General features: G+C 54.7%; 24 protein-coding genes and 4 pseudogenes. 24 read left to right on the plus strand and 4 right to left on the minus strand.

Translation table 11 applies throughout. The features are described 5' to 3' along the window. The first annotated feature begins 96 nt into the window (after nucleotides 1–96). The 7 genes from AB182_RS02695 to AB182_RS02725 all read left to right on the plus strand — a co-directional run bounded on the left by AB182_RS02695 (nucleotide 97) and on the right by AB182_RS02725 (nucleotide 4,266). Entirely contained in the window at nucleotides 97–426 is a 330-nt protein-coding gene (locus AB182_RS02695; protein ID WP_000140246.1) for a hypothetical protein, read from the plus strand. A 153-nt stretch (nucleotides 427–579) separates the two neighbouring features. After that, the gene (locus AB182_RS02700) at nucleotides 580–1,992 is read left to right on the plus strand and encodes a hypothetical protein (RefSeq protein WP_022646499.1); all 1,413 of its coding nucleotides are present in this window, start codon (nucleotides 580–582) and stop codon (nucleotides 1,990–1,992) included. Nucleotides 1,993–2,241: 249 nt separating this feature from the next. Further along, nucleotides 2,242–2,481: a hypothetical protein gene (locus AB182_RS02705; protein WP_001180999.1), complete on the plus strand. Its 240-nt coding sequence runs from the start codon at nucleotides 2,242–2,244 to the stop codon at nucleotides 2,479–2,481. Nucleotides 2,482–2,543: 62 nt separating this feature from the next. Beyond that, nucleotides 2,544–2,855 (plus strand): hypothetical protein, encoded by a 312-nt coding sequence (locus AB182_RS31710; protein ID WP_000172888.1) that lies wholly within the window; start codon nucleotides 2,544–2,546, stop codon nucleotides 2,853–2,855. Next, nucleotides 2,852–3,046 carry a hypothetical protein gene (locus AB182_RS02715; RefSeq protein ID WP_000159617.1) on the plus strand — a complete coding sequence of 65 codons (195 nt, stop codon included), beginning with the start codon at nucleotides 2,852–2,854 and terminating at the stop codon, nucleotides 3,044–3,046. The genes AB182_RS31710 and AB182_RS02715 overlap by 4 nt, the downstream gene beginning before the upstream one ends. 54 nt (nucleotides 3,047–3,100) lie before the next feature. After that, a complete protein-coding gene (locus AB182_RS02720; protein WP_000241453.1) occupies nucleotides 3,101–3,550 on the plus strand; it encodes an HNH endonuclease in 450 nt (149 codons plus the stop codon). 11 nt (nucleotides 3,551–3,561) lie between these two features. Continuing rightward, a complete protein-coding gene (locus tag AB182_RS02725) occupies nucleotides 3,562–4,266 on the plus strand; it encodes an IS6-like element IS26 family transposase (RefSeq protein ID WP_001067855.1) in 705 nt (234 codons plus the stop codon). 143 nt (nucleotides 4,267–4,409) lie between these two features. On the opposite strand, the gene AB182_RS02730 is transcribed toward AB182_RS02725, so the two are convergent. Both AB182_RS02730 and AB182_RS02735 read right to left on the minus strand, forming a co-directional pair. Further along, nucleotides 4,410–5,051, minus strand: coding sequence for a type A-2 chloramphenicol O-acetyltransferase CatII (locus AB182_RS02730; protein ID WP_001011939.1), 642 nt, complete (start codon nucleotides 5,049–5,051; stop codon nucleotides 4,410–4,412). Nucleotides 5,052–5,200: 149 nt separating this feature from the next. Next, nucleotides 5,201–5,701: a hypothetical protein gene (locus AB182_RS02735; protein WP_001239317.1), complete on the minus strand. Its 501-nt coding sequence runs from the start codon at nucleotides 5,699–5,701 to the stop codon at nucleotides 5,201–5,203. Nucleotides 5,702–5,780: 79 nt separating this feature from the next. On the opposite strand from AB182_RS02735, the gene AB182_RS02740 reads away from it, so the two are divergent. After that, nucleotides 5,781–6,485, plus strand: a complete 705-nt coding sequence (locus AB182_RS02740) for an IS6-like element IS26 family transposase (protein WP_001067855.1) — start codon at nucleotides 5,781–5,783, stop codon at nucleotides 6,483–6,485. A 5-nt stretch (nucleotides 6,486–6,490) separates the two neighbouring features. Next, nucleotides 6,491–6,631: a hypothetical protein gene (locus tag AB182_RS32510; protein ID WP_001044210.1), complete on the plus strand. Its 141-nt coding sequence runs from the start codon at nucleotides 6,491–6,493 to the stop codon at nucleotides 6,629–6,631. A gap of 646 nt (nucleotides 6,632–7,277) precedes the next feature. Here the strand turns inward: AB182_RS32510 and intI1 are convergent. Beyond that, the gene (intI1, locus tag AB182_RS02745; protein WP_000845039.1) at nucleotides 7,278–8,291 is read right to left on the minus strand and encodes a class 1 integron integrase IntI1; all 1,014 of its coding nucleotides are present in this window, start codon (nucleotides 8,289–8,291) and stop codon (nucleotides 7,278–7,280) included. A gap of 162 nt (nucleotides 8,292–8,453) precedes the next feature. On the opposite strand from intI1, the gene aac(6')-IIc reads away from it, so the two are divergent. The 15 genes and pseudogenes from aac(6')-IIc to AB182_RS02810 all read left to right on the plus strand — a co-directional run bounded on the left by aac(6')-IIc (nucleotide 8,454) and on the right by AB182_RS02810 (nucleotide 21,332). Then, nucleotides 8,454–9,035 (plus strand): aminoglycoside N-acetyltransferase AAC(6')-IIc, encoded by a 582-nt coding sequence (aac(6')-IIc, locus tag AB182_RS02750; protein ID WP_012695484.1) that lies wholly within the window; start codon nucleotides 8,454–8,456, stop codon nucleotides 9,033–9,035. Further along, complete coding sequence (locus tag AB182_RS33210) at nucleotides 9,032–9,157, plus strand: hypothetical protein (protein WP_022646489.1); 126 nt, start codon at nucleotides 9,032–9,034, stop codon at nucleotides 9,155–9,157. Before aac(6')-IIc ends, AB182_RS33210 begins: the two co-directional genes overlap by 4 nt. Before the next feature lie 83 nt (nucleotides 9,158–9,240). Beyond that, nucleotides 9,241–9,429: pseudogene (locus AB182_RS02755) on the plus strand (EreA family erythromycin esterase); the annotation flags it as partial. Nucleotides 9,430–9,522: 93 nt separating this feature from the next. After that, nucleotides 9,523–10,878 carry an IS1380-like element IS1247 family transposase gene (locus AB182_RS02760; protein ID WP_006473457.1) on the plus strand — a complete coding sequence of 452 codons (1,356 nt, stop codon included), beginning with the start codon at nucleotides 9,523–9,525 and terminating at the stop codon, nucleotides 10,876–10,878. A 241-nt stretch (nucleotides 10,879–11,119) separates the two neighbouring features. Then, nucleotides 11,120–11,929 carry an aminoglycoside N-acetyltransferase AAC(3)-IIg gene (gene aac(3)-IIg / locus AB182_RS02765; RefSeq protein ID WP_012695485.1) on the plus strand — a complete coding sequence of 270 codons (810 nt, stop codon included), beginning with the start codon at nucleotides 11,120–11,122 and terminating at the stop codon, nucleotides 11,927–11,929. A 127-nt stretch (nucleotides 11,930–12,056) separates the two neighbouring features. After that, on the plus strand, nucleotides 12,057–12,470 hold the full coding sequence (arr, locus tag AB182_RS02770) for an NAD(+)--rifampin ADP-ribosyltransferase (RefSeq protein WP_012695486.1): 414 nt from the start codon (nucleotides 12,057–12,059) through the stop codon (nucleotides 12,468–12,470). A gap of 386 nt (nucleotides 12,471–12,856) precedes the next feature. Next, nucleotides 12,857–13,264, plus strand: coding sequence for a YybH family protein (locus AB182_RS02775; RefSeq protein ID WP_063613390.1), 408 nt, complete (start codon nucleotides 12,857–12,859; stop codon nucleotides 13,262–13,264). Nucleotides 13,265–13,350: 86 nt separating this feature from the next. After that, nucleotides 13,351–14,391: pseudogene (ere(A), locus tag AB182_RS02780) on the plus strand (EreA family erythromycin esterase); the annotation flags it as partial. 182 nt (nucleotides 14,392–14,573) lie between these two features. Continuing rightward, entirely contained in the window at nucleotides 14,574–14,921 is a 348-nt protein-coding gene (locus AB182_RS02785; protein ID WP_000679427.1) for a quaternary ammonium compound efflux SMR transporter QacE delta 1, read from the plus strand. Continuing rightward, nucleotides 14,915–15,754, plus strand: a complete 840-nt coding sequence (gene sul1, locus AB182_RS02790; protein ID WP_000259031.1) for a sulfonamide-resistant dihydropteroate synthase Sul1 — start codon at nucleotides 14,915–14,917, stop codon at nucleotides 15,752–15,754. The genes AB182_RS02785 and sul1 overlap by 7 nt, the downstream gene beginning before the upstream one ends. 127 nt (nucleotides 15,755–15,881) lie before the next feature. After that, complete coding sequence (locus tag AB182_RS02795; RefSeq protein ID WP_000376623.1) at nucleotides 15,882–16,382, plus strand: GNAT family N-acetyltransferase; 501 nt, start codon at nucleotides 15,882–15,884, stop codon at nucleotides 16,380–16,382. 75 nt (nucleotides 16,383–16,457) lie between these two features. Continuing rightward, the gene (locus AB182_RS02800; protein WP_001067855.1) at nucleotides 16,458–17,162 is read left to right on the plus strand and encodes an IS6-like element IS26 family transposase; all 705 of its coding nucleotides are present in this window, start codon (nucleotides 16,458–16,460) and stop codon (nucleotides 17,160–17,162) included. 52 nt (nucleotides 17,163–17,214) lie between these two features. Next, nucleotides 17,215–17,280, plus strand: a pseudogene (locus AB182_RS30055) (helix-turn-helix domain-containing protein); the annotation flags it as partial. Nucleotides 17,281–17,282: 2 nt separating this feature from the next. Then, nucleotides 17,283–20,249, plus strand: a complete 2,967-nt coding sequence (locus AB182_RS02805; RefSeq protein WP_001138070.1) for a Tn3 family transposase — start codon at nucleotides 17,283–17,285, stop codon at nucleotides 20,247–20,249. A gap of 78 nt (nucleotides 20,250–20,327) precedes the next feature. Then, a complete protein-coding gene (locus AB182_RS02810; protein ID WP_000427619.1) occupies nucleotides 20,328–21,332 on the plus strand; it encodes an IS110-like element IS5075 family transposase in 1,005 nt (334 codons plus the stop codon). Between the two features lie 253 nt (nucleotides 21,333–21,585). Here the strand turns inward: AB182_RS02810 and AB182_RS32880 are convergent. After that, nucleotides 21,586–21,690, minus strand: a pseudogene (locus AB182_RS32880) (Arm DNA-binding domain-containing protein); the annotation flags it as partial. Between the last annotated feature and the right edge of the window lie 316 nt (nucleotides 21,691–22,006).

The following is a 22,006-nucleotide window of genomic DNA, read 5'->3' on the forward strand; positions in this document are numbered from 1 at the left end:
GAGACTTACCCGAAATCTGATTTATTCAACAAAGCCTCTTTTCTTTTAAAAATAAATTATTCAGATTTATTTTCTATTGATTTAATGAGGTAGGGAATGACAGAAAGTGCTTTGCTTTTGCGAGAGGCATTTAATGAATCGGTTAACTATATGACATGGTCTTTTTATTCACTGATAACTGCTTACGTTTCGATGGCTTTTTATGATAGAGTTGAGGTTAAGACCCGAATAAATAATTATCTGAATAAGTTACTTTTCGTGATTGCTATGTCCGTTTTTATCCCAAATATGTACTTTGTTTCAATGGTGTTCAGTCAGAAGTTAGGCACCGCAGCTGGCGTTGCGTCATTCATTATTGGGCTACTTTTCATGATGTTAAACTCGGCACCTGTAATTACTGGTATCGTACAGCAGCGCAAAGATTGAGTTTTATGAGTATAGTCAGTTGGGTTTTCATCTGTTTTATCAGACTTAGAAAAATGAAATCTTTCAATTCATTGATTTTAAACGCAAAAAAATTTCTAAATGATCAGAATTATAGGGTGCTCATTTTGCACAGCAGTAGGGGTTGACCATTCAATGGAAACGCTCCTTCGAACTGACCCGGAGAAATACGGTTATCAGGCTGGCCTGAGTCGTCTTCAGCGATTTCTTTCTAAGATCCAGTACGACTGGAGCCTGCGGGATTATATCGGTCGTAAAGTGTTCGAAGGCGGATATGTGCGTCTTCAACCCAATATCTTTTCTTCGTCCCTGACTGAACGTCTTTTTCATGCCTGTTGCAGCCTTGATTATGTTGAAGCAAGACGTGCGGCAGAGCATCGCAGAAAGCTACTTTCCGGCGAGGTTGACGATACGGCTTATAACCGTCGTATGGCTGAGCCACAATTTCGGCTTGTACAGGAAGCAAACGTGATCCACGTTGATTTCCTCTGGTCGTTGCACTGTTTCAACCCTCGCCCGTTTCGGGCAATTGAGATCTATCGCAGGGTCTGGGAAGAGGCCGATCTGGACCTTCTTGAGGATGAGCCTGACATGCAGCCTGTGCCCCGTACACCAATGCCAGCTCCACTCTGGATGAAACTGCCCGGAGGCCGGTTCGGTACAGCTTATGATGGACTGACTGATACGTTGCCGCTGATGACCTATTTTGACGGGCAGGCTGACCCCAGGGCTTCACGTAGCCTAAAGACCGGAGAGAGCAGTTCTGTCGTCGTGGCATTCGAGGAAGAGGATGAGCTGACTGTTGAAGAAGATACGGCGTCCTGGATTATCTGGCATGAATACGACGGGTTACGCCAGCGCATCGCTGACGGTGAGTTTACTCCAACGACTGCTGCTCAGTATCTTCTTCGTTATGGCGCGGTCCGAATTTCAAAAGGCAAGGGCGCTGTCTATCATCGTCTCGCACAGCGGGGACAAACCTTTTCCCGCCTGGGGATAGGCGACAGAGTGTCGCTTCCAGAGCTGGTTGCCAGTCGGCGTTTTAAAATACTCAGTGATTCTGCATACCGTCAGGTTGTAGCCCGGAAATTGCGTGGACAGATAAAAAAGTTCAGATTCTGGGCATGCGTAGCTGCCTGTGTTCAGTTGCACGTACACAACAAGACGGCACTCGGAGAAAGAATTTTAACGTTACTCGAAGGTGAGAGGGAACAGCAACAAGGTGCGATCCAGGCGAAGCTGAAGGCGGGAATGATGGATGCAGTTCTAACTCTGTGTAACCAGCGACTCCGGGTGAAAGAAAATACTAACCAGCCAGAGGAGTTCCGCTATTACCGTGCCGTAAGAGCTCGTTTCATGCGCCATTTATCTGAATGCCTTAAGCCAGAAAATGGCGGCGTTATCCGTGACGTTATCTGGGAACTGAGGGTGCTGAGCAGTGCTCACGGTACGACCAAAACAGGTTTTTACTATGTCGATAGCAATCGCCCGACAGCGAAAGGACTGTTAAACCGCCTTCTGATGAGGATGGTCAAGCAGGTCGTATAAGCGTCTGAAACGCGAAACACACGAAAATGGAGGGGTTATACAAAAAAAACTTAGCTTTGATCGTGATGTAATGTGGACATCATGTCCAAGCGTTGCTGCATCCAGAAAAGTAACTTTAATCCTGTTGATACAGCCCTTGCATTACCTGTTTACGCATAGCGTGGAAACGTTCTAATTAAACCAGACGAATATAAATTTAAATTAATTCACTCACCCCCGGAATCGGGGAACTAAACAAAAGGATCATCAATGCAAAATCAAAATACACCCGCTCAGGAAAAACACACCGTATACCTTTTTAATGCCGAACATGCTGACAAGACAGCCGCCAAGCAAGCCGGGAAACTCTTCACGCTGGACATTGAACACCCAATGACCCTCAACGATCTCTCGCTGCTGTGTGAGTCGGTCGCGGACGCTGTGGGAGCACCTGGCGGAATTAAATATGAAATCACAACAGAGCCTAATGGGGTTCAGGAGGAATACTGAATCAGTGTGGTGTGAGTCCATTTTAATTTGACGTTTCATGAGTTCTATCGAGAGGCTGAAGTATGACTTTGAAAATGGAAAGTTCCCGGACTTCCAAGCCTGAGGGGCCATTTGTATTAATCACTTTTGAGGGGGACGAATTTCTTTTTGATGACAGACATAATGTCGTCAAGATAAATGGCAGGCCTAAAAAAATGGATGTAAAGCGAAATTATTTTGAGTCCGATCTGGGAGAAGGGAAAGCGAAATACTGGACTTTAAATATCGAAGAGGCTCATCGGTTCAATTCGATTGATGAAGCGACAGAACAACTTTGTAAACTGAGTCGCCCTCATCTGATCAAAATTCGCAAAGTTGAGGGGGTATCTGAATGACCAAAGAGATGTTTTTACGCATTTTAAATGAGGCACAGGCTCGTGTGGATAACGATTCGCTTCCGCTTGATGTTCGTATCCGGTCACGCACCACGGTAAATGATTGCGTCATCCGGGCAGATAAAGAGGGGTGGCCTATTGAGTATAAACAGAAGGTCTGGGTAGATGCAGTCAGTGGCTGTTATCTTTAGCGGTTACTTAAGCCAGTTCCTGTGCCCGTGAGCTTAGTAAAGGCGGAAAATGATATGGTCAAGGTGATAAATATCAACGGGAATTTAGTTGAATTACCTGAGCCCTCAGCAAAGTTATCCAAAGCTGAATCACCTGATGGTAGGTTCTCAAAACCTAAAAATAAGATCTCTAAAATACAGCGAGCTGAGCTGCGAATGAAATTTGGGGGGCGTTGTGCCTATTGTGGTTGCAAGCTTCCTGAAAAAGGGTGGCATGCCGATCATGTTGAGCCTGTTCGACGCGACTTTGAACTGGTGAGAGCCCCTGTCGGCAGCGGCGTAACTCATGTTGCCCGAAGTACGGGTAAGGTTATGCACCCTGAACTGCATGCTATAGAAAACTTATTTCCATCATGCGCCCCCTGCAACCTTTTTAAAGGAGCTTTTAGTGTTGAAGGAATGAGAAAAGAAATGGCACTGTTGCAAATAGTCGGTGGTGATAAACTTATCATCCCCTTTTGCTGATGGAGCTGCACATGAACCCATTCAAAGGCCGGCATTTTCAGCGTGACATCATTCTGTGGGCCGTACGCTGGTACTGCAAATACGGCATCAGTTACCGTGAGCTGCAGGAGATGCTGGCTGAACGCGGAGTGAATGTCGATCACTCCACGATTTACCGCTGGGTTCAGCGTTATGCGCCTGAAATGGAAAAACGGCTGCGCTGGTACTGGCGTAACCCTTCCGATCTTTGCCCGTGGCACATGGATGAAACCTACGTGAAGGTCAATGGCCGCTGGGCGTATCTGTACCGGGCCGTCGACAGCCGGGGCCGCACTGTCGATTTTTATCTCTCCTCCCGTCGTAACAGCAAAGCTGCATACCGGTTTCTGGGTAAAATCCTCAACAACGTGAAGAAGTGGCAGATCCCGCGATTCATCAACACGGATAAAGCGCCCGCCTATGGTCGCGCGCTTGCTCTGCTCAAACGCGAAGGCCGGTGCCCGTCTGACGTTGAACACCGACAGATTAAGTACCGGAACAACGTGATTGAATGCGATCATGGCAAACTGAAACGGATAATCGGCGCCACGCTGGGATTTAAATCCATGAAGACGGCTTACGCCACCATCAAAGGTATTGAGGTGATGCGTGCACTACGCAAAGGCCAGGCCTCAGCATTTTATTATGGTGATCCCCTGGGCGAAATGCGCCTGGTAAGCAGAGTTTTTGAAATGTAAGGCCTTTGAATAAGACAAAAGGCTGCCTCATCGCTAACTTTGCAACAGTGCCTTCTGAAACGAAATTACAGATTACGGTTAAAATATAAAAAAAAGCCACCAATCCTGCCGGATACGGTGGCTTAAATACAGAATTAATTAATTTATTTCAGTATGTTATCACACATCAGCTGAAGTGTATTGATAAACCTTGCTGCATGAAAACCATCACAGACTGCATGATGAACCTGTACAGAAACAGGTAATAGTACGCGGTCACCTTCCTGCTGAAACTTTGCCATTGTAAAAACCGGGGAAAAATAATCATCATTTCCGGTGATATTCAGATTAAATCCGTCAAAACTCACCCAGGGTAACGATGATATATTCAGGTGATTCTCCGGTAAATTTCCCTGCGGAAACAACCTGGTATCATGCTGATATTCTGCTGTTACCGCGTTATAACCCGCCATAAACTCACTGAGATCCGGAAAATAACGGCAGGACAGTGCGGAGAATGTTTCGGTTTCTTTATGAAAGACAGTAAAGACCGGGTCTGACTGTTCCCAGTAAATCAGTTCATTATCTTTCATTGCCATCCGGAACTCCGGAAACTGATTAACAGCCCGGGAGATCAGGTAAATCATCAGCGGATAAAACTTATAACCGGTTTTCGCCAGTGCAGTACGCAAAGCGGTAATATCGAGTTTGGTGGTCAGGCTGAATCCGCATTTAATCTGCTGACGATAAAGGGCAAAATGTTCCCTGCGATTCCAGGTATTCAGGTCAATCCGGGTAAAATTCATGGTTATTCCTTCTGATTAATAGTGAAAAATATTAATAATCAGAAGGCAGTCTGGTTGTCTCAATGGGTAACATTCCGTCCTCCGTAAGCTGTCTGGTATTCAGTAATAATACCCGATACGGGCTTAATCTGTATTAAGCCCGGTTTTATTTATTCCGGCCACTCATCCGCAAATACATAGCGGATCAGTTCTGCGGATTCACGGGGCGGTGCTCTCAGCACATCCGCCATTAAATCAATTTCCATCTGACAGGTTTGCAGCTTGTCTTCCGCCAGCACATACGGATCATCCGTCAGGAAACTATCGCCGTATTTATCCACCGACCCCTGTATTTGTGCCGAAAATAATGACTGAATTTCATCAGCGGAATAATGCGCAACCGGAGCCCCTTCACCGGCTGAATTCACCAGATCCAGCAACGCTCTGTTACCGATAATAAAGTCACGGTACCCGGCGGAAGCCTTTTTCATATCCGGCGGGCCAGACACTTCCGGATGCAGCACACGAAAGCAGAAGTCACCGGAGGTATCCTGCGCCAGTGCTTTCTGCAAAAATTCCAGCCGCATTTTCCCGTAATTAATCACCGCGTCATCCCCCGCGAGATAAAGCAGTTTTTTAATATTTTCGGTGGCCCACTGTTGCAGGCGCATATAGTACTCTAAACAGGGCACTGTTGCAAATAGTCGGTGGTGATAAACTTATCATCCCCTTTTGCTGATGGAGCTGCACATGAACCCATTCAAAGGCCGGCATTTTCAGCGTGACATCATTCTGTGGGCCGTACGCTGGTACTGCAAATACGGCATCAGTTACCGTGAGCTGCAGGAGATGCTGGCTGAACGCGGAGTGAATGTCGATCACTCCACGATTTACCGCTGGGTTCAGCGTTATGCGCCTGAAATGGAAAAACGGCTGCGCTGGTACTGGCGTAACCCTTCCGATCTTTGCCCGTGGCACATGGATGAAACCTACGTGAAGGTCAATGGCCGCTGGGCGTATCTGTACCGGGCCGTCGACAGCCGGGGCCGCACTGTCGATTTTTATCTCTCCTCCCGTCGTAACAGCAAAGCTGCATACCGGTTTCTGGGTAAAATCCTCAACAACGTGAAGAAGTGGCAGATCCCGCGATTCATCAACACGGATAAAGCGCCCGCCTATGGTCGCGCGCTTGCTCTGCTCAAACGCGAAGGCCGGTGCCCGTCTGACGTTGAACACCGACAGATTAAGTACCGGAACAACGTGATTGAATGCGATCATGGCAAACTGAAACGGATAATCGGCGCCACGCTGGGATTTAAATCCATGAAGACGGCTTACGCCACCATCAAAGGTATTGAGGTGATGCGTGCACTACGCAAAGGCCAGGCCTCAGCATTTTATTATGGTGATCCCCTGGGCGAAATGCGCCTGGTAAGCAGAGTTTTTGAAATGTAAGGCCTTTGAATAAGACAAAAGGCTGCCTCATCGCTAACTTTGCAACAGTGCCGCGCGACGAGCAGCAGCACCAGGAGCAGAAGCACGTCGAGAAAAAGCAACAGCAGATCGAGCAGCGCCCACGGCGGGCCGCTCGCATCGGATAAGTCGAAAAATCCGGCTAAAGTGGCCGAGCTGCACATCAGGCCGCGCGGTTTTCCTCCCTGATCGCCGGCGCGGTTTCTTCCTCCCTGAACCGCATGCAGACTTGCCGCCTCGGACACCCCGAGGCGGTTTTTTTTCGCCTCGCTCGAGCATCGCCGCATCCGACGATGCCGAGACGACCAGGCCGCGCACGTCGAGCTGCAGCATCGCCATTGCCGACGATGGCACCAGGTCGCCGGCGGTGGCCACCGACCTCGAGCTCGCATCGCCACATCCGACGATGCGCGCCGGCGTCGACCATCGCCAGGTCTGACGATGGCGGCCGCCCTGCCCTGGATCTCGCATCGCCATTTCTGGCGATGAGATCCACGGAGCGGCCATTTAGACCCGCCAATAACGACCCGGCCAAGATAAATCGCATGACGGCCTTTTTGGCCGGGGGTAGCTGTCGTTTTCAGAAGACGGCTGCACTGAACGTCAGAAGCCGACTGCACTATAGCAGCGGAGGGGTTGGATCCATCAGGCAACGACGGGCTGCTGCCGGCCATCAGCGGACGCAGGGAGGACTTTCCGCAACCGGCCGTTCGATGCGGCACCGATGGCCTTCGCGCAGGGGTAGTGAATCCGCCAGGATTGACTTGCGCTGCCCTACCTCTCACTAGTGAGGGGCGGCAGCGCATCAAGCGGTGAGCGCACTCCGGCACCGCCAACTTTCAGCACATGCGTGTAAATCATCGTCGTAGAGACGTCGGAATGGCCGAGCAGATCCTGCACGGTTCGAATGTCGTAACCGCTGCGGAGCAAGGCCGTCGCGAACGAGTGGCGGAGGGTGTGCGGTGTGGCGGGCTTCGTGATGCCTGCTTGTTCTACGGCACGTTTGAAGGCGCGCTGAAAGGTCTGGTCATACATGTGATGGCGACGCACGACACCGCTCCGTGGATCGGTCGAATGCGTGTGCTGCGCAAAAACCCAGAACCACGGCCAGGAATGCCCGGCGCGCGGATACTTCCGCTCAAGGGCGTCGGGAAGCGCAACGCCGCTGCGGCCCTCGGCCTGGTCCTTCAGCCACCATGCCCGTGCACGCGACAGCTGCTCGCGCAGGCTGGGTGCCAAGCTCTCGGGTAACATCAAGGCCCGATCCTTGGAGCCCTTGCCCTCCCGCACGATGATCGTGCCGTGATCGAAATCCAGATCCTTGACCCGCAGTTGCAAACCCTCACTGATCCGCATGCCCGTTCCATACAGAAGCTGGGCGAACAAACGATGCTCGCCTTCCAGAAAACCGAGGATGCGAACCACTTCATCCGGGGTCAGCACCACCGGCAAGCGCCGCGACGGCCGAGGTCTTCCGATCTCCTGAAGCCAGGGCAGATCCGTGCACAGCACCTTGCCGTAGAAGAACAGCAAGGCCGCCAATGCCTGACGATGCGTGGAGACCGAAACCTTGCGCTCGTTCGCCAGCCAGGACAGAAATGCCTCGACTTCGCTGCTGCCCAAGGTTGCCGGGTGACGCACACCGTGGAAACGGATGAAGGCACGAACCCAGTGGACATAAGCCTGTTCGGTTGGTAAGCTGTAATGCAAGTAGCGTATGCGCTCACGCAACTGGTCCAGAACCTTGACCGAACGCAGCGGTGGTAACGGCGCAGTGGCGGTTTTCATGGCTTGTTATGACTGTTTTTTTGTACAGTCTATGCCTCGGGCATCCAAGCAGCAAGCGCGTTACGCCGTGGGTCGATGTTTGATGTTATGGAGCAGCAACGATGTTACGCAGCAGGGCAGTCGCCCTAAAACAAAGTTAGGCCCGCACGGAATCAACATCTCATGTCCGCCAACAATGCCGCAATAGTTCTACGAGTCATGGCCGAGAACGATCTGCCAATGCTCCATGCTTGGCTGAACCGCCCCCACATAGTCGAGTGGTGGGGCGGCGAGGATGAACGCCCAACTCTTGACGAAGTCTTAGAACACTATTCGCCCGAAGTTCTGGCAAAGCAAGCTGTAGTGCCTTACATCGCAATGCTAGATGACGAACCCATCGGCTACGCCCAATCCTACATCGCACTTGGAAGTGGCGATGGATGGTGGGAAGACGAAACTGATCCAGGGGTCCGCGGGATTGACCAGTCTTTGGCTAATCCATCACAGTTAAACAAGGGGTTGGGTACAAAGCTCGTACGCTCGCTCGTTGAACTCCTGTTTAGCGACCCGGCCGTAACGAAAATCCAAACCGATCCATCTCCTAGCAACCATCGCGCCATTCGCTGCTACGAGAAGGCCGGGTTCGTTCAAGAAAAAAACATCCTCACACCTGACGGCCCTGCGGTGTACATGGTCCAAACACGCCAGGCGTTCGAAAGCCTGCGCACTGTTCAAAGCTTCAAAATCAAGGGGAAGTGGTCATGAATGGCTGCACCATCTCTACCAACTGGTATCTCGGCGTGTTCTCATCTGCCTTCGCATCTGTCGTCAGCCTAACCGGGCGTTCAACCGGACATCAACGTGCTGCGCACGTTGATGTCGGTTAACTGGGGCGTTATGCTCTGTGAGCCTGGTTATTGGCGAAGCGAAAGTATGACGATTTCAGCAATAAACGCAAAAGGATAAAAAAATGACATGGAGAACGACCAGAACACTTTTACAGCCTCAAAAGCTGGAGTTCAATGAGTTTGAGATTCTTAATCCCGTAGTTGAGGGCGCCCGAATTGTCGGCATTGGCGAGGGTGCTCACTTTGTCGCGGAGTTCTCACTGGCTAGAGCTAGTCTTATTCGCTATTTTGTCGAGAGGCATGATTTTAACCCACATTTCCCAAGTAAGGCGCTGATTTCGCTGTCCTGACCATTATATTTCCTATATAAAACATGGTGTTGAAGGCTGCGAGGGGCGCGTTTCATGGATCACCCAGAGGGTGCGGGCTTGCAACGGGCAGATCGGGTGGATTTCGACCCTCGCGTGCGGCTGGAATTTCGCGGCACGCAGCTCAGTTCCGACGGCGGCCTTCTGGTGATGCGCGAGCTTGATGACGCGCTCGGGTTGTCCGATTTGGCGTCAGCGGCGCTGCGCGATACTCGCTCTGGCAAGAACACGGTCCATCGGCTCGACGGCCTGTTCCGGCAATCAGTCTTTGGGCGGCTGGCCGGATACGAGGATGTCAACGACGCCAACCGTCTCGCCTGCGATCCGGTCATGCGCCAAGTTGTCGGCGGCAGAGCGGTCGATGCACAAGCGGCCTCGGCATCGCAGATGGGACGGTTCGAGACCGAGACGCTGGCTCTGGCCGGGAACCGTGCCGCGCTGGCCGACCTGAACGGGCAATGGATCGACCGGTTCCATGACCGTAACGGGCTGAAGTACATCGTTCTGGACATGGACAGCTCGGTCAGCCCGACCCATGGCGACCAGGAAGGGTCCGCCTGGAATGGCCATTTCGACTGTAGCTGCTATCACCCCAACTTTCTGTTCAACCAGTTCGGGATGCTGGAACGCTGCGCCCTGCGCCATGGCAACGTCCACAGCGCCGATGGCTGGCGTGATGTTCTCGACCCCGTAATTGCGCGCTACGCGGAGCGCGACCTTGGTGGCAGGTTCTTCCGGGCCGATGCTGCCTACGCGATCCCGGCGATCTATGAGCGATTGGAAGAAGCGCGGTTCTTCTACGCCATCCGGCTGCCCGCAAACGCGGTCCTCAAGGACAAGATCGCGCATCGGCTAACGCGCCCTGTCGGGCGGCCGTCACTGACCAAGGTCAAGCGGTTCTTCGAGGAATTCGAGTATCAGGCGGCGTCCTGGGACAAGGAACGCCGGGTGATCGCCAAGATCGAATGGCATCCGGGCGAACTGTTCCCGCGTGTCGGCTTCATCGTCACCAACCTGCCGATGGAGCCGGACTGGGTGGTGCGGTTCTACAACCAGCGCGGCACCGCCGAGCAGCACATCAAAGAGGGCAAATACGCCTTTCGCTGGACGCGGCTGTCGTGCCGGAAGTTCCGCGACAATGAGGTGCGGCTGCAACTGCACGCCCTGGCGTACAACCTGGCCACCTTCTTGCGCTGCATCGAGCTGCCCGAGGCCATGGCCGACTGGTCGTTGACCAGCCTGCAACTGAAGCTGATCAAGATCGGGGCACGTGTGGTCCGTCACGCCCGCACCATCACCTTCCAGCTGGCCGAGGTCGCTGTCACCGGCACGATGGTACGCGCCATCCTCGCCGCTATCCGCCGATTGCGAGCGCCACCGCTATGCGCATGATCGCGATCCACGCTCAAACTGAACGAAAGCGGCTGGACAGATCTGTCCGCTGCGCTGAAAAACGCCGCCCCTGGGCAAGGAAACAGCGGCTTCGCGGTCTGATCCGTCCAGATCCAGCAGTCTGCGCGACCGCAGGTGCCGCTTGCGGCAGAAAATCCTTGTCTAGCGCTCGGATACAGGCTATCTTCACCTCAAACGACACGCCACTTGGGGAATGCAGGATATAGAGGATGGCAGCGGAATGAACACAAGGGAAACAATTGCGGCGGACCTTTCACGGCTGGGTGTCCAATCCGGCGCTCTCGTCATGGTTCACGCATCGCTGAAGGCGATCGGCCCCGTCGATGGAGGCGCAGCATCGATAGTGTCTGCCCTGCTCGATGCCGTCGGCCCCACTGGAAGCTTGATGGGATACGCCTCGTGGGACCGGTCGCCTTACGAAGAAACGCTCAATGGCGCACGGATGGATGCGGAACTGCGCCACCGATGGCCGCCGTTCGATCCAGCCATATCAGGCACGTATCGCGGCTTCGGCCTGCTCAACCGGTTCCTCCTCCAGACACCCGGCGCCCGGCGCAGCGCGCACCCGGATGCCTCGATGGTCGCGGTAGGGCCTCTGGCCGGCACTCTGACGCGGCCTCACGAACTTGGGCAGGCTTTCGGACCTGGATCGCCGCTGGAGCGTTTCGTCGAGCGTGCCGGAAAGGTTCTGTTGCTCGGAGCCCCGCTCGATTCCGTTACCGTCCTGCACTACGCCGAGGCCATTGCCCGCATCCCGAACAAGCGACGCGTGAGCTACGAAATGCCGATCCGCAGCGAGGACGGCGGAGTGAGATGGAAACGCGCCGAGGATTTCGACTCCAACGGCATTCTCGATTGTTTCGCTATCGAAGGAGAGCCGGACGCCGTCGAGACAATTACCAATGCCTATGTGGAGCTGCGACGCCATCGGGAGGGCTTGGTCGGTCAGGCGCACTGCTACTTGTTCGAAGCGCGGGATATCGTTTCGTTCGGTGTCGACTATCTTCAACGGCACTTTGGCTCGCCCTGATCCGACGCATGGCATGCGGGATGCTCGCCCGCACCCTATCAACGACTATGTATCCAGGGTGCGCCCCGCCGAAAATACGGGCCCCGCGACACTGTGAACAGAAGCGCTTAACATCAAGGGGGACTCTATGTCTGCTACCGCAACCATGTTTGCCCAGTCGTTCTTCCATGGAACCAAAGCCGCTCTTGCACCCGGTGATCTGATCGCCGTCGGTTATCGATCGAATTTCACAGACGCGAAATCCCTGTCGTGGGTGTATTTTACAGGCACGCTCGATGCGGCGATCTGGGGCGCCGAATTGGCGGGTGGCAGCGGAACGGAACGAATTTATGTCGTCGAACCGACCGGCGCCATCGAGGAGGATCCGAACCTGACGGATAAGAAGTTCCCGGGTAACCCGACCCTGTCTTATCGCTCCCGCGATCCATTGCGCGTAATTGCTGAAGTGACGAAGTGGCAAGCACACACGGCCCAGCGGCTGCGGGAAATGAAGGAGGGCCTGGCGCGTCTGAACGCAGAAGGTGCCGAGATCATCGATTAACGTCGCCTGCCGGCAGTGCCATCATGGCGCATGGAACCGACTGTAGCCGATGACCGCACTGGTCTTTATTCGCGTCGCGGATGCCACAAATTGCTTAGCCCACTCGCCGCCTGGGGCCGATTTTCGCCCCTCGCCTTGAAGGGATTCCGAGTAGAATCCCGTGGCCATTGTTAATTAAGCAAGCGCGTTAATTAACAAATATGATCTCCGCATCGCAACCGTACCTCTCGGTCAGGTTAAACGTGTCCAGGCTGGCAAGCACTTCGGCGCTTTGCCAGTTCATGCTGGCAATCGTGCCTACGCAATGATGGGCGGCATCGTCGTGGGAACGGCGCTGACGATTCTCTTCCTACGGGCCCTCTATGTCGCCTGGTTCTGGATCCCGCGTGAAGTCGAGCAAACTGATTAATATGCACGACTTCGATCAGTTGGTGCCGTTAATTTCACCAAATGCGATATTCTGGTTCAATGACGGATCATTTTGTGGACTGAAGCAGATACGGCAAGCCTTTGAGGAAACCTGGAAAAAATTTCCTCTTGAAAATTATTGGTTAGAAAACCTGGAGTGGGTTGCCCAGTCGAAAGATTGTGCCGGATGCACCTATCACTTCCGGTGGAGGGCAATTTTAAATGGTAGCGCTCTGGAAGGCGGTGGGCGAGGAACAACTATCCTTCGTAGAGAAGCGAATGTCTGGAAGATCACTCACGAACATCTGAGCCAGTTCCCTAAACAAGACCCCAAGGGCCGACAGCTGCCGAGTAGATCGCTCGGATTGCGCCAAAAGCGGTCATGAGAGAAATGCCGCGACCTCAATGGTCGCGGCTGGCAGTTATGCAACGTCCTGTAACTGGGCCTCTCCATTGTGGAGGAAGCATGCTTAATGCGATTGGTTTGGAATGTGGGGCGATTCAGGCATCCCGGCTATCTGAATGGCTCAACTCAACAGCCGGTGCTCATGAACTTGAGCGATTTTCGGATACCCTGACCTTTTCTTTGTATGGCTCAGTGCTGATTTGGGTTAAATCATATCTACGCGAATCAGGAAGAAAACTGCAGTTAGTCGGAATCGATTTACCCAACACCTTGAATCCAAGGGACGACCTAGCGCAATTGGCCGAAATTATCCAGGTCATCGACCACCTCATGAAACCCCACGTTGATGCGCTGACTCAGTTGTTGACGTCCATTGATGGCCAGTCGGCGGTTATTTCATCGGCAAAATGGGGGGAGTTGGAAACGGCTCAGCAGGAGAAAGCTATCTCAGGGGTAACCAGATTGAAGCTCCGTTTGGCGTCGCTTGCCCCTGTCCTGAAAAATCACGTCAACAGCGATTTTTTCCGAAAAGCCTCTGATCGAATAGAGTCGATAGAGTATACGTTGGAAACCTTGCGTGTAATGAAAGCTTTCTTCGATGGTACCTCTCTTGAGGGAGATACTTCCGTACGTGACTCGTATATGGCGGGCGTGGTGGATGGAATGGTTCGAGCGAATCCGGATGTAAGGATAATTCTGCTGGCGCACAACAATCATTTACAAAAAACTCCAGTTTCCTTTTCAGGCGAGCTTACGGCTGTTCCCATGGGACAGCATCTCGCAGAGAGGGAGGAGGGGGATTACCGTGCGATTGCATTCACCCATCTTGGACTCACCGTGCCGGAAATGCATTTCCCATCGCCCGACAGTCCTCTTGGATTCTCTGTTGTGACCACGCCTGCCGATGCAATCCGTGAGGATAGTGTGGAACAGTATGTCATCGATGCCTGTGGTAAGGAGGATTCATGCCTGACATTGACAGATGACCCCATGGAAGCAAAGCGAATGCGGTCCCAAAGCGCCTCTGTAGAAACGAATTTGAGCGAGGCATTTGATGCCATCGTCTGCGTTCCCAGCGCCGGCAAGGACAGCCTGGTTGCCCTATAGGAAACCAGAAATGAAATGAAGGAGCATAACCTGCCAATCCACCGGACGGTTTTCAACCGCCGGTGATCAGCGCGTTAGATGCACTAAGCACATAATTGCTCACAGCCAAACTATCAGGTCAAGTCTGCTTTTATTATTTTTAAGCGTGCATAATAAGCCCTACACAAATTGGGAGATATATCATGAAAGGCTGGCTTTTTCTTGTTATCGCAATAGTTGGCGAAGTAATCGCAACATCCGCATTAAAATCTAGCGAGGGCTTTACTAAGCTTGCCCCTTCCGCCGTTGTCATAATCGGTTATGGCATCGCATTTTATTTTCTTTCTCTGGTTCTGAAATCCATCCCTGTCGGTGTTGCTTATGCAGTCTGGTCGGGACTCGGCGTCGTCATAATTACAGCCATTGCCTGGTTGCTTCATGGGCAAAAGCTTGATGCGTGGGGCTTTGTAGGTATGGGGCTCATAATTGCTGCCTTTTTGCTCGCCCGATCCCCATCGTGGAAGTCGCTGCGGAGGCCGACGCCATGGTGACGGTGTTCGGCATTCTGAATCTCACCGAGGACTCCTTCTTCGATGAGAGCCGGCGGCTAGACCCCGCCGGCGCTGTCACCGCGGCGATCGAAATGCTGCGAGTCGGATCAGACGTCGTGGATGTCGGACCGGCCGCCAGCCATCCGGACGCGAGGCCTGTATCGCCGGCCGATGAGATCAGACGTATTGCGCCGCTCTTAGACGCCCTGTCCGATCAGATGCACCGTGTTTCAATCGACAGCTTCCAACCGGAAACCCAGCGCTATGCGCTCAAGCGCGGCGTGGGCTACCTGAACGATATCCAAGGATTTCCTGACCCTGCGCTCTATCCCGATATTGCTGAGGCGGACTGCAGGCTGGTGGTTATGCACTCAGCGCAGCGGGATGGCATCGCCACCCGCACCGGTCACCTTCGACCCGAAGACGCGCTCGACGAGATTGTGCGGTTCTTCGAGGCGCGGGTTTCCGCCTTGCGACGGAGCGGGGTCGCTGCCGACCGGCTCATCCTCGATCCGGGGATGGGATTTTTCTTGAGCCCCGCACCGGAAACATCGCTGCACGTGCTGTCGAACCTTCAAAAGCTGAAGTCGGCGTTGGGGCTTCCGCTATTGGTCTCGGTGTCGCGGAAATCCTTCTTGGGCGCCACCGTTGGCCTTCCTGTAAAGGATCTGGGTCCAGCGAGCCTTGCGGCGGAACTTCACGCGATCGGCAATGGCGCTGACTACGTCCGCACCCACGCGCCTGGAGATCTGCGAAGCGCAATCACCTTCTCGGAAACCCTCGCGAAATTTCGCAGTCGCGACGCCAGAGACCGAGGGTTAGATCATGCCTAGCATTCACCTTCCGGCCGCCCGCTAGCGGACCCTGGTCAGGTTCCGCGAAGGTGGGCGCAGACATGCTGGGCTCGTCAGGATCAAACTGCACTATGAGGCGGCGGTTCATACCGCGCCAGGGGAGCGAATGGACAGCGAGGAGCCTCCGAACGTTCGGGTCGCCTGCTCGGGTGATATCGACGAGGTTGTGCGGCTGATGCACGACGCTGCGGCGTGGATGTCCGCCAAGGGAACGCCCGCCTGGGACGTCGCGCGGATCGACCGGACATTCGCGGAGACCTTCGTCCTGAGATCCGAGCTCCTAGTCGCGAGTTGCAGCGACGGCATCGTCGGCTGTTGCACCTTGTCGGCCGAGGATCCCGAGTTCTGGCCCGACGCCCTCAAGGGGGAGGCCGCATATCTGCACAAGCTCGCGGTGCGACGGACACATGCGGGCCGGGGTGTCAGCTCCGCGCTGATCGAGGCTTGCCGCCATGCCGCGCGAACGCAGGGGTGCGCCAAGCTGCGGCTCGACTGCCACCCGAACCTGCGTGGCCTATACGAGCGGCTCGGATTCACCCACGTCGACACTTTCAATCCCGGCTGGGATCCAACCTTCATCGCAGAACGCCTAGAACTCGAAATCTAACGTCCGTTCGGGGGCACTGTTGCAAATAGTCGGTGGTGATAAACTTATCATCCCCTTTTGCTGATGGAGCTGCACATGAACCCATTCAAAGGCCGGCATTTTCAGCGTGACATCATTCTGTGGGCCGTACGCTGGTACTGCAAATACGGCATCAGTTACCGTGAGCTGCAGGAGATGCTGGCTGAACGCGGAGTGAATGTCGATCACTCCACGATTTACCGCTGGGTTCAGCGTTATGCGCCTGAAATGGAAAAACGGCTGCGCTGGTACTGGCGTAACCCTTCCGATCTTTGCCCGTGGCACATGGATGAAACCTACGTGAAGGTCAATGGCCGCTGGGCGTATCTGTACCGGGCCGTCGACAGCCGGGGCCGCACTGTCGATTTTTATCTCTCCTCCCGTCGTAACAGCAAAGCTGCATACCGGTTTCTGGGTAAAATCCTCAACAACGTGAAGAAGTGGCAGATCCCGCGATTCATCAACACGGATAAAGCGCCCGCCTATGGTCGCGCGCTTGCTCTGCTCAAACGCGAAGGCCGGTGCCCGTCTGACGTTGAACACCGACAGATTAAGTACCGGAACAACGTGATTGAATGCGATCATGGCAAACTGAAACGGATAATCGGCGCCACGCTGGGATTTAAATCCATGAAGACGGCTTACGCCACCATCAAAGGTATTGAGGTGATGCGTGCACTACGCAAAGGCCAGGCCTCAGCATTTTATTATGGTGATCCCCTGGGCGAAATGCGCCTGGTAAGCAGAGTTTTTGAAATGTAAGGCCTTTGAATAAGACAAAAGGCTGCCTCATCGCTAACTTTGCAACAGTGCCAAGCTGGCTCGTGAATTCGGAATCAGTCGCGAAACCCTGTATCAATACTTGAGAACGGATCAGTAAATATGCCACGTCGTTCAATCCTGTCCGCCGCCGAGCGCGAAAGCCTGCTGGCGTTGCCGGACACCAAGGATGAGTTGATCCGTCACTACACGTTCAGCGAAACCGACCTCTCCATCATCCGGCAGCGGCGCGGCCCGGCCAACCGGCTGGGCTTCGCCGTGCAGCTCTGTTACCTGCGCTTTCCTGGTGTCATCCTGGGCGTCGATGAGCCGCCGTTTCCGCCCTTGTTGAAACTGGTCGCCGACCAGCTCAAGGTCAGCGTCGAAAGCTGGGACGAATACGGGCAGCGGGAGCAGACCCGGCGCGAGCACCTGGTCGAACTGCAAACGGTGTTCGGCTTCCAGCCCTTTACCATGGGCCACTACCGGCAGGCCGTCCAGTTGCTGACCGAGATGGCCTTGCAGACCGACAAGGGCATCGTGCTGGCCAGCACCTTGATCGAGCACCTGCGGCAGCAGTCGGTCATTCTGCCTGCCCTCAACGCCGTCGAGCGGGCGAGCGCCGAAGCAATCACCCGCGCCAACCGGCGCATCTACGATGCCTTGGCCGAACCGCTGTCGGACGCGCATCGCCGCCGCCTCGACGATCTGCTCAAGCGTCGGGACAACGGCAAAACGACCTGGCTGGCCTGGCTGCGCCAATCGCCCGTCAAACCGAATTCGCGGCACATGCTGGAACACATCGAACGCCTCAAAGCGTGGCAGGCGCTCGACCTGCCTTCTGGCATCGAGCGGTCGGTGCACCAGAACCGCCTGCTCAAGATCGCCCGTGAGGGTGGCCAGATGACGCCCGCCGACCTGGCCAAGTTCGAGGCGCAGCGACGCTATGCCACCCTGGTGGCGCTTGCCATCGAGGGCATGGCCACCGTCACCGACGAAATCATCGACCTGCACGACCGCATCCTGGGCAAGCTGTTCAACGCCGCCAAGAACAAGCATCAGCAGCAATTCCAGGCGTCCGGCAAGGCGATCAACGCCAAGGTGCGGCTGTTCGGCCGCATCGGCCAGGCGCTGATCGAGGCCAAGCAGGCGGGCCGCGATCCGTTCGCCGCCATCGAGGCCGTCATGTCCTGGGATGCCTTCGCCGAGAGCGTCACCGAAGCGCAGAAGCTTGCGCAGCCCGAGGACTTCGATTTCCTGCACCGCATCGGCGAAAGCTACGCCACGCTGCGCCGCTACGCGCCGGAATTCCTTGCCGTGCTCAAGCTGCGGGCCGCTCCCGCCGCGAAGGACGTGCTCGACGCCATCGAGGTGCTGCGCGGCATGAACAGCGACAACGCCCGCAAGGTGCCCGCCGACGCGCCGACCGAGTTCATCAAGCCGCGCTGGCAGAAGCTGGTCATGACCGACACCGGCATCGACCGGCGCTACTACGAACTGTGCGCGCTGTCGGAGATGAAGAACGCGTTGCGTTCCGGCGACATCTGGGTGCAGGGGTCGCGCCAGTTCAAGGACTTCGAGGACTACCTGGTGCCGCCCGCGAAATTCGCCAGCCTCAAGCAGGCCAGCGAATTGCCGCTGGCCGTGGCCACCGACTGCAACCGGTACCTGAACGACCGGCTGACGCTGCTGGAAACACAGCTTGCCACCGTCAACCGTATGGCGACGGCCAACGAGCTGCCGGACGCCATCATCACCGAGTCAGGCTTGAAGATCACGCCGCTCGACGCGGCGGTACCCGACACCGCCCAAGCGCTGATCGACCAGACGGCAATGATCCTGCCGCACGTCAAGATCACCGAACTGCTGCTGGAGGTGGACGAATGGACGGGCTTCACTCGGCATTTCGCGCATCTGAAATCGGGCGACCCGGCCAAAGACAAGAACCTGTTGCTGACCACGATCCTCGCCGACGCGATCAACCTGGGCCTGACCAAGATGGCGGAGTCTTGCCCCGGCACGACCTACGCCAAGCTGGCTTGGCTGCAAGCCTGGCACATCCGCGACGAAACCTACGGGGCGGCGCTGGCCGATCTGGTCAACGCACAGTTCCGCCATCCCTTCGCCGAGCACTGGGGCGACGGCACCACCTCATCGTCGGACGGCCAGAACTTCCGCACCGGCAGCAAGGCCGAGAGCACCGGCCACATCAACCCGAAATACGGGAGCAGCCCAGGGCGGACGTTCTACACCCACATTTCTGACCAGTACGCGCCATTTCACACCAAGGTCGTGAACGTCGGCGTGCGCGATTCGACCTACGTGCTCGACGGCCTGCTGTACCACGAGTCCGACTTGCGGATCGAGGAGCATTACACCGACACGGCGGGCTTCACCGATCACGTCTTCGCCCTGATGCACCTCCTGGGCTTCCGCTTCGCGCCGCGCATCCGCGACCTGGGCGACACCAAGCTCTACATCCCGAAGGGCGACGCCGCCTATGACGCGCTGAAACCCATGATCGGCGGCACGCTCAACATCAAGCACGTCCGCGCCCATTGGGACGAAATCCTGCGGCTGGCCACCTCGATCAAGCAGGGCACGGTGACGGCCTCCCTGATGCTCCGAAAGCTCGGCAGCTACCCACGCCAGAACGGCCTGGCCGTGGCGCTCCGCGAGCTGGGCCGCATCGAGCGCACGCTGTTCATCCTGGACTGGCTGCAAAGCGTGGAACTGCGCCGCCGCGTGCATGCCGGCCTGAACAAGGGCGAGGCGCGCAATGCGCTGGCCAGGGCAGTGTTTTTCAACCGCCTGGGTGAAATCCGCGACCGCAGTTTCGAGCAGCAGCGCTACCGGGCTAGCGGCCTCAATCTGGTAACGGCTGCCGTCGTGTTGTGGAACACGGTCTATCTGGAACGGGCTGCGCACGCGCTGCGTGGCAACGGCCATGCCGTTGATGACGCGCTGTTGCAGTACCTGTCGCCGCTCGGTTGGGAGCACATCAACCTCACCGGCGATTACCTCTGGCGCAGCAGCGCCAAGATCGGCGCGGGCAAGTTCAGGCCGCTACGACCGCTGCAACCGGCTTAGCGTGCTTTATTTAATGAGATGGTCACTCCCTCCTTCCCAGTACTATGCTGAGGACAGGCTTTCATTCGGAGAACCATCATGGAAAACATTGCGCTTATTGGTATCGATCTGGGTAAGAACTCTTTCCATATTCATTGTCAGGATCATCGTGGGAAGGCCGTTTACCGTAAAAAATTCACCCGACCAAAGCTAATCGAATTTCTGGCGACATGCCCGGCAACAACCATCGCGATGGAAGCCTGTGGCGGTTCTCACTTTATGGCACGCAAGCTGGAAGAGTTAGGGCATTTTCCAAAGCTGATATCACCGCAATTTGTCCGCCCATTCGTTAAAAGCAACAAAAATGACTTCGTTGATGCTGAAGCTATCTGTGAAGCAGCATCACGTCCATCTATGCGTTTCGTGCAGCCCAGAACCGAATCTCAGCAGGCAATGCGAGCTCTGCATCGTGTCCGTGAATCCCTGGTTCAGGATAAGGTGAAAACAACTAATCAGATGCATGCTTTTCTGCTGGAATTTGGTATCAGCGTTCCGCGAGGTGCTGCCGTTATTAGTCGACTGAGTACCCTTCTTGAGGACAGTAGTTTGCCTCTTTATCTCAGCCAGTTACTGCTGAAATTACAACAGCATTATCACTATCTTGTTGAGCAGATTAAAGATCTGGAATCTCAGTTGAAACGAAAGTTGGACGAAGATGAGGTTGGACAGCGCTTGCTGAGTATTCCCTGCGTTGGAACGCTGACTGCCAGTACTATTTCAACTGAGATTGGCGACGGGAAGCAGTACGCCAGCAGCCGTGACTTTGCGGCGGCAACAGGGCTGGTACCCCGACAGTACAGCACGGGAGGTCGGACGACATTGTTAGGGATTAGCAAGCGGGGCAACAAAAAGATCCGAACTTTGTTGGTTCAGTGTGCCAGGGTATTCATACAAAAACTGGAACACCAGTCTGGCAAGTTGGCCGACTGGGTCAGGGAGTTGTTGTGTCGGAAAAGCAACTTTGTCGTCACCTGTGCTCTGGCAAACAAGCTGGCCAGAATAGCCTGGGCACTGACGGCGCGACAGCAAACTTACGAAGCATAAAGGCAGAAATACACCAGTTTAAACAATCATTCATCTGGTTTTGCGAATACTGATATTGATGATACTAACGGCCCACCGGCCTGTTGAGGAACCTGTAAAACGGAAAGGCTCATTGAAGCCGTATATTTTCTGGAGGTTCATCAGGCGCGGAACTCATCGAGGCGCGGGAATAAAATCCCATTCAGACGCCGGATAGATTCAAGCAAGCCAACTTGTCGTCAAAATCGGTGTTGCAAAAACGGGAGTGACCATAGATTCCGTTTTCTGAGGCGACCCCCACATAGAGACCTTCCCGGTCATTCACTTTGTAGAGTTTGTCCCTGGGCTTGAGATTGCGCAGCTTGGTATCGGTCAGCATGTACCTTGTCCTTCTTCGTCTCCGATACCCACTCTATTGTAAACAAGACATTTTTATCTTTTATATTCAATGGCTTATTTTCCTGCTAATTGGTAATACCATGAAAAATACCATGCTCAGAAAAGGCTTAACAATATTTTGAAAAATTGCCTACTGAGCGCTGCCGCACAGCTCCATAGGCCGCTTTCCTGGCTTTGCTTCCAGATGTATGCTATTCTGCTCCTGCAGCTAATGGATCACCGCAAACAGGTTACTCGCCTGGGGATTCCCTTTCGACCCGAGCATCCGTATGAGACTCATGCTCGATTATTATTAT

Origin of the sequence: Phytobacter ursingii, from assembly GCF_001022135.1 — a bacterium.
Classification (GTDB): domain Bacteria; phylum Pseudomonadota; class Gammaproteobacteria; order Enterobacterales; family Enterobacteriaceae; genus Phytobacter; species Phytobacter ursingii.

Bases quoted from the DNA above. Each gene is read 5' to 3' on its own strand.
- AB182_RS02730 (WP_001011939.1), bottom strand. From the start codon at position 5,051: ATGAATTTTACCCGGATTGACCTGAATACCTGGAATCGCAGGGAACAT.
- intI1 (WP_000845039.1), bottom strand. From the start codon at position 8,291: ATGAAAACCGCCACTGCGCCGTTACCACCGCTGCGTTCGGTCAAGGTT.
- AB182_RS02700 (WP_022646499.1), top strand. From the start codon at position 580: ATGGAAACGCTCCTTCGAACTGACCCGGAGAAATACGGTTATCAGGCT.
- AB182_RS31710 (WP_000172888.1), top strand. From the start codon at position 2,544: ATGACTTTGAAAATGGAAAGTTCCCGGACTTCCAAGCCTGAGGGGCCA.
- AB182_RS02720 (WP_000241453.1), top strand. From the start codon at position 3,101: ATGGTCAAGGTGATAAATATCAACGGGAATTTAGTTGAATTACCTGAG.
- AB182_RS02785 (WP_000679427.1), top strand. From the start codon at position 14,574: ATGAAAGGCTGGCTTTTTCTTGTTATCGCAATAGTTGGCGAAGTAATC.
- AB182_RS02715 (WP_000159617.1), top strand. From the start codon at position 2,852: ATGACCAAAGAGATGTTTTTACGCATTTTAAATGAGGCACAGGCTCGT.
- AB182_RS02760 (WP_006473457.1), top strand. From the start codon at position 9,523: ATGGATCACCCAGAGGGTGCGGGCTTGCAACGGGCAGATCGGGTGGAT.
- arr (WP_012695486.1), top strand. From the start codon at position 12,057: ATGTCTGCTACCGCAACCATGTTTGCCCAGTCGTTCTTCCATGGAACC.
- sul1 (WP_000259031.1), top strand. From the start codon at position 14,915: ATGGTGACGGTGTTCGGCATTCTGAATCTCACCGAGGACTCCTTCTTC.
- AB182_RS02800 (WP_001067855.1), top strand. From the start codon at position 16,458: ATGAACCCATTCAAAGGCCGGCATTTTCAGCGTGACATCATTCTGTGG.
- AB182_RS02805 (WP_001138070.1), top strand. From the start codon at position 17,283: ATGCCACGTCGTTCAATCCTGTCCGCCGCCGAGCGCGAAAGCCTGCTG.
- AB182_RS02735 (WP_001239317.1), bottom strand. From the start codon at position 5,701: ATGCGCCTGCAACAGTGGGCCACCGAAAATATTAAAAAACTGCTTTAT.
- AB182_RS02740 (WP_001067855.1), top strand. From the start codon at position 5,781: ATGAACCCATTCAAAGGCCGGCATTTTCAGCGTGACATCATTCTGTGG.
- AB182_RS02810 (WP_000427619.1), top strand. From the start codon at position 20,328: ATGGAAAACATTGCGCTTATTGGTATCGATCTGGGTAAGAACTCTTTC.
- AB182_RS02705 (WP_001180999.1), top strand. From the start codon at position 2,242: ATGCAAAATCAAAATACACCCGCTCAGGAAAAACACACCGTATACCTT.
- AB182_RS33210 (WP_022646489.1), top strand. From the start codon at position 9,032: ATGAATGGCTGCACCATCTCTACCAACTGGTATCTCGGCGTGTTCTCA.
- AB182_RS02725 (WP_001067855.1), top strand. From the start codon at position 3,562: ATGAACCCATTCAAAGGCCGGCATTTTCAGCGTGACATCATTCTGTGG.
- AB182_RS02795 (WP_000376623.1), top strand. From the start codon at position 15,882: ATGGACAGCGAGGAGCCTCCGAACGTTCGGGTCGCCTGCTCGGGTGAT.
- AB182_RS02695 (WP_000140246.1), top strand. From the start codon at position 97: ATGACAGAAAGTGCTTTGCTTTTGCGAGAGGCATTTAATGAATCGGTT.